A 5,371-nucleotide genomic window follows, 5' to 3' on the forward strand; every position below is an offset into this window, starting at 1 on the left:
GCAGCTGTCGCACGCGCTGATGCAGGCCGCGCTGAACCGCGCGACGTCGGCGCTGGCGCTGGCACTCGCGCCGAAGGTGCGGGTCGCGGCGCTCGTGCGCGGCCACGCGCCGCACGCGGACGACATCGCGGCGGCCGCCTGCTATCTCGCGAGCGCGCCCGGCGTCACGGGCGCGACGCTGACCGTCGACGGCGGCGAGCACCTCGTGCCGCCCGCCGCCGGCCCGAATGAATGAACTGCGCGGAACGCGCGGCCTGACTGCCGCCGCCCGCGCCGCTTTGCGTGTGCGCACGCCAATTTGACTGGGACGACCATGTTTTCCGCTCTCCTGCACCCCCGCCTCGCGGACTGCCGCAGGCTCTACCTGCGCGACTACGAAGTGCACATCAACATCGGTGCCTTCGAACACGAGAAGCGCGGCGAGCAGCGCGTCGTCATCAATGTCGACCTGTTCGTGCCGCTCGCGCTGTCGACCCCCGTCGACGACCGGCTGCATGAAATCGTCGACTACGATCTGATGAAGCAGAGCGTCGCGCAATGCCTGGCGCGCGGCCACATCCACCTGCAGGAAACGCTGTGCGACGCGATCGCCGCGCGCCTGCTGGCGCACGATGCCGTGCGCGCGGTACGCGTCTGTACCGAGAAACCGGACGCTTATCCGGACTGCGACGCCGTCGGCGTCGAAGTCTTTCGCATCAAGGACGAGGAGCGAGCATGAACGCCCCCCACATGAATGACACGGCGGCCGATGCCGCCACCCTCGACGCGACCGCCGCCCCGGCCGGCCGCCCGGTGCTGACGCGCCGCGAACAGAAGGACGCGTACGAGAACAACAAGCTGTTCAAGCGGATCGTGCGCCAGGTCGGCCAGGCGATCGGCGACTTCAACATGATCGAGCAAGGCGACAAGGTGATGGTGTGCCTGTCGGGCGGCAAGGACAGCTATGCGATGCTCGACGTGCTGCTGCGCCTGCGCGAGCGCGCGCCGATCGATTTCGACATCGTCGCGGTGAACCTCGACCAGAAGCAGCCGGGCTTCCCCGAGCACGTGCTGCCGGAATACCTGAAGCAGGTCGGCGTGCCGTTCCACATCGAGAACCAGGACACCTACAGCATCGTCAAGCGGCTGGTGCCCGAAGGCAAGACGACCTGCTCGCTGTGCTCGCGGCTGCGCCGCGGGATCCTGTATCGCGTGGCCGGCGAGCTCGGTGCGACCAAGATCGCGCTCGGCCACCACCGCGACGACATCGTGCAGACGCTGCTGCTCAACATGTTCTACGGCGGCAAGCTGAAGGGGATGCCGCCGAAGCTGCAGTCGGACGACGGCAAGAACATCGTGATCCGCCCGCTCGCGTACGTGAAGGAAACCGATCTCGAGAAATACGCGGAACTGCGCGAATTCCCGATCATCCCGTGCAACCTGTGCGGCAGCCAGCCGAACCTGAAGCGCGCGGAAATGAAGGCGCTGATCCGCGACTGGGACAAGCGCTTCCCGGGCCGCGTCGAGAACATGTTCAACGCGCTCGCGAAGGTCGTGCCGTCGCACCTGATGGACACGACGCTGTACCCGTTCCAGTCGCTGCGTGCGACGGGAGAAGCCGATCCGCAAGGCGACATCGCGTTCGACGAGGAACCGTGCGCGTCGGGCGACGACACCGCGGCGCCGGGTGGCGCCCAACCGATCTCGATCGTCCAGTTCGACGACCTGTAAGCGGGGCCGGAACCCTTGCCGGAACGGCGCGCCAGCCGCCCGTTCCGGCGTTGCAGCGGCGCCGCAGCAGGCCCGGATCGACGGGGGCTGCATGCTAAAATGGACGGCTTCGAACTCTTCTGACAAGCTGGCGCCATGAATATCGTGATTTTGGCGGCAGGCACCGGCAAGCGCATGCGTTCCGCGCTGCCGAAAGTGCTTCATCCCCTGGCCGGCAGGCCGCTTCTCTCCCACGTCATCGACACCGCGCGCACGCTGCAGCCGTCCCGGCTGGTCGTCGTCGTCGGTCACGGCGCCGAGCAGGTCCAGGCCGCCGTTGCCGCCCCCGATGTCCAGTTTGCCGTGCAGGCCGAGCAGCTCGGCACCGGCCACGCGGTGCGCCAGGCGCTGCCGCTCCTCGATCCCGCGCAACCGACGCTCGTGCTGTACGGCGACGTGCCGCTCACGCGCGCGTCGACCTTGCAGCGCCTCGTCGACGCCGCGCGCGAAGGCCGCTACGGGATTCTGACCGTCACGCTCGACGATCCGACCGGCTATGGCCGCATCGTGCGCGACGCGGCCGGCTTCGTCACGCGCATCGTCGAGCAGAAGGATGCGTCGCCCGAGCAGCTGAAGATCGCCGAGATCAACACCGGCATCATCGTCACGCCGACGGCCCAGCTGTCGATGTGGCTCGGCGCGCTGAAGAACGAGAACGCGCAGGGCGAGTACTACCTGACCGACGTCGTCGAACTCGCGATCGAGGCCGGTTTCGAGGTCGTCACCGCGCAGCCCGACGAGGAATGGGAAACGCTCGGCGTGAACAGCAAGGCGCAGCTCGCCGAGCTCGAACGCATCCACCAGCGCACGATTGCCGACGCGCTGCTCGTCGACGGCGTCACGCTCGCCGATCCGGCGCGCCTCGACGTGCGCGGCACGCTGCGCTGCGGCCGCGACGTGTCGATCGACGTGAACTGCGTGTTCGAAGGCAACGTGACGCTCGCCGACAACGTGACGATCGGCGCGAACTGCGTGATCCGCAACGCGTCGGTCGGCACGGGCACGCGCATCGACGCGTTCACGCACATCGACGGCGCCGAGCTCGGCGCGCACACCGTGATCGGCCCGTACGCGCGGCTGCGCCCCGGCGCGCAGCTCGCGGACGAAGCGCACGTCGGCAACTTCGTCGAGGTGAAGAACGCGGTGATCGGCCACGGCTCGAAGGCGAACCACCTCACGTACATCGGCGATGCCGACATCGGCGCACGCGTGAACATCGGCGCGGGCACGATCACCTGCAACTACGACGGCGCGAACAAGTTCCGCACCGTGATCGAGGACGACGTGTTCGTCGGCTCCGACACGCAGCTGGTCGCACCGGTGCGCGTCGGCCGCGGCGTGACGATCGCCGCCGGCACGACGGTCTGGAAGGACGTGGCCGACGGCCTGCTCGCATTGAACGAGAAGACGCAGACCGCGAAGAGCGGCTACGTCCGCCCGGTCAAGAAGAAAAGTTAACATCACGCGGGTGCCCTACGGCACCCGCTTCCCTATAGAAGGTAGATTTCATGTGCGGCATTGTCGGCGCAGTTGCGCAACGTAATATCGTTCCGGTGCTGATCGAAGGATTGCGGCGCCTCGAGTACCGTGGCTACGACTCGTGCGGCGTCGCCGTGCTCGAGCCGGACGCGCCGAAGCGTGCGCGCAGCGTTGCGCGCGTCGCCGATCTCGACGCACAGGTGCGCGAATCGCACGTCGAAGGCACGACGGGCGTCGCACACACCCGCTGGGCGACGCACGGCGCGCCCGTCACGCACAATGCGCACCCGATCTTCTCGTCGAACGCGCTCGCGCTCGTCCACAACGGCATCATCGAGAACTTCGAATCGCTGCGCGAAGCGCTGCGCGCGAAGGGCTACGAATTCGTGTCGCAGACCGACACCGAAGTGATCGCCCACCTCGTGCACAGCCTGTATCGCGGCAACCTGTTCGACGCGGTGCGCGAGGCGGTCGGCCAGCTGCACGGCGCGTACGCGATCGCCGTGATCCACAAGGACCAGCCGCACACCGTCGTCGGCGCGCGCCAGGGTTCGCCGCTCGTGGTCGGCCACGGTGACGGCGAGAACTTCCTCGCGTCCGACGCGCTCGCGCTCGTGGGCAGCACCGACCGCTTCACGTTCCTCGAGGAAGGCGACGTGTGCGAGCTGTCGCTCGACGGCGTGAAGATCGTCGACCGGAACGGCGCGCTCGCGCAGCGCGAGATCCGCGTGGTCAGCACCTACGGCGGCGCGGTCGAACTCGGCCCGTATCGTCACTTCATGCAGAAGGAAATCTTCGAGCAGCCGCGCGCGATCAGCGACACCGTGCCGCAAACGGACGCATTCGACGCGACGCTGTTCGGCGACGCCGCGCCGGCCGCGTTCGCGAACATCGACAGCCTGCTGATCCTCGCGTGCGGCACGAGCTACTACTCGGGCCTGACCGCGAAATACTGGCTCGAATCGATCGCGAAGATCCCGACGCAGGTCGAGATCGCGAGCGAATACCGCTATCGCGAATCGGTACCGAACCCGCGCCAGCTCGTGCTGGTGATCTCGCAGTCGGGCGAGACGGCCGATACGCTCGCGGCGCTCAAGCACGCGCAGTCGCTCGGCCACACGCATACGCTGGCAGTGTGCAACGTCGCGACGAGCGCGATGGTGCGCCTCACCGAAATGCAGTTCCTGACGCATGCAGGCACCGAGATCGGCGTCGCGTCGACCAAGGCGTTCACGACCCAGCTCGTCGCGCTGTTCGTGCTGGCCGCGACGCTCGGCAAGCTGCGCGGGCACGTCGACGCCGCGCAGGAAGCGGAATTCCTGAAGCAGCTGCGCCACCTGCCGGCCGCGCTGAACAGCGTGCTCGCGCTGGAGCCGCAGATCATCGCGTGGTCGGAGGAATTCGCGCGCAAGGAAAACGCGCTGTTCCTCGGTCGCGGGCTGCACTACCCGATCGCGCTCGAAGGCGCGCTGAAGCTGAAGGAAATCTCGTACATCCACGCCGAGGCCTATCCGGCCGGCGAACTGAAGCACGGGCCGCTCGCGCTCGTCACGGAAGCGATGCCGGTCGTCACGGTCGCGCCGAACGACACGCTGCTCGAGAAGCTGAAGTCGAACATGCAGGAAGTGCGTGCGCGCGGCGGCGAGCTGTACGTGTTCGCCGATGCCGACACGCAGATCGTCAACGACGACGGCCTGCACGTGATCCGGATGCCGGAGCACTACGGGCAACTGTCGCCGATCCTGCACGTCGTGCCGCTGCAACTGCTCGCATATCACACCGCGTGCGCACGCGGCACCGACGTCGACAAGCCGCGGAACCTCGCGAAGTCGGTGACGGTGGAGTAAGGCTGGCCGCCGATCGGCGCGGCCTGCCCGGCGCGCCGCTGAGACAGACGGAGAGACAATGGTAAGACTGATTGGATGCGGTTTGCTGGCGCTGACGTTCGCGTCGACGGGCTGGGCCGCCGAGCATTACGTCGAGGTCTGGAACCCGCCCGAGGCACGGAAGCCGGAAACCCATGCGCCGGATGCCCGTACCCCGGCCGCGCACACCGGCGCCGATGCGCGCGCCGGCAAGAGCGCGGAGAAGCACGCGAATGCCACACCGAAAGCCGCGGTGAAGCCGCACAAGCGTCGCGTCG

The 5,371-nt window shown here is 67.8% G+C and carries 5 protein-coding genes and 1 pseudogene; all 6 read left to right on the forward strand.

Annotated elements, in window-relative coordinates:
• Window positions 1-235 (forward strand): Rossmann fold domain-containing protein (locus JYJ84_RS27615; RefSeq protein WP_374102137.1); only part of this gene is annotated, 235 nt, incomplete at its 5' end.
• Window positions 236-313: 78 nt separating this feature from the next.
• On the forward strand, window positions 314-718 hold the full coding sequence (locus JYJ84_RS27620; RefSeq protein WP_041492975.1) for a dihydroneopterin aldolase: 405 nt from the start codon (window positions 314-316) through the stop codon (window positions 716-718).
• The gene (gene ttcA, locus JYJ84_RS27625; RefSeq protein ID WP_122946428.1) at window positions 715-1,710 is read left to right on the forward strand and encodes a tRNA 2-thiocytidine(32) synthetase TtcA; all 996 of its coding nucleotides are present in this window, start codon (window positions 715-717) and stop codon (window positions 1,708-1,710) included. Before JYJ84_RS27620 ends, ttcA begins: the two co-directional genes overlap by 4 nt.
• A gap of 135 nt (window positions 1,711-1,845) precedes the next feature.
• The gene (glmU, locus tag JYJ84_RS27630; RefSeq protein WP_089451386.1) at window positions 1,846-3,207 is read left to right on the forward strand and encodes a bifunctional UDP-N-acetylglucosamine diphosphorylase/glucosamine-1-phosphate N-acetyltransferase GlmU; all 1,362 of its coding nucleotides are present in this window, start codon (window positions 1,846-1,848) and stop codon (window positions 3,205-3,207) included.
• Window positions 3,208-3,257: 50 nt separating this feature from the next.
• On the forward strand, window positions 3,258-5,075 hold the full coding sequence (glmS, locus tag JYJ84_RS27635) for a glutamine--fructose-6-phosphate transaminase (isomerizing) (protein WP_089451387.1): 1,818 nt from the start codon (window positions 3,258-3,260) through the stop codon (window positions 5,073-5,075).
• Between the two features lie 58 nt (window positions 5,076-5,133).
• Window positions 5,134-5,371, forward strand: a pseudogene (locus tag JYJ84_RS27640) (hypothetical protein); the annotation flags it as partial.

This window comes from Burkholderia sp. LMG 13014, from assembly GCF_905232215.1.
In the GTDB taxonomy this organism is placed as follows: domain Bacteria; phylum Pseudomonadota; class Gammaproteobacteria; order Burkholderiales; family Burkholderiaceae; genus Burkholderia.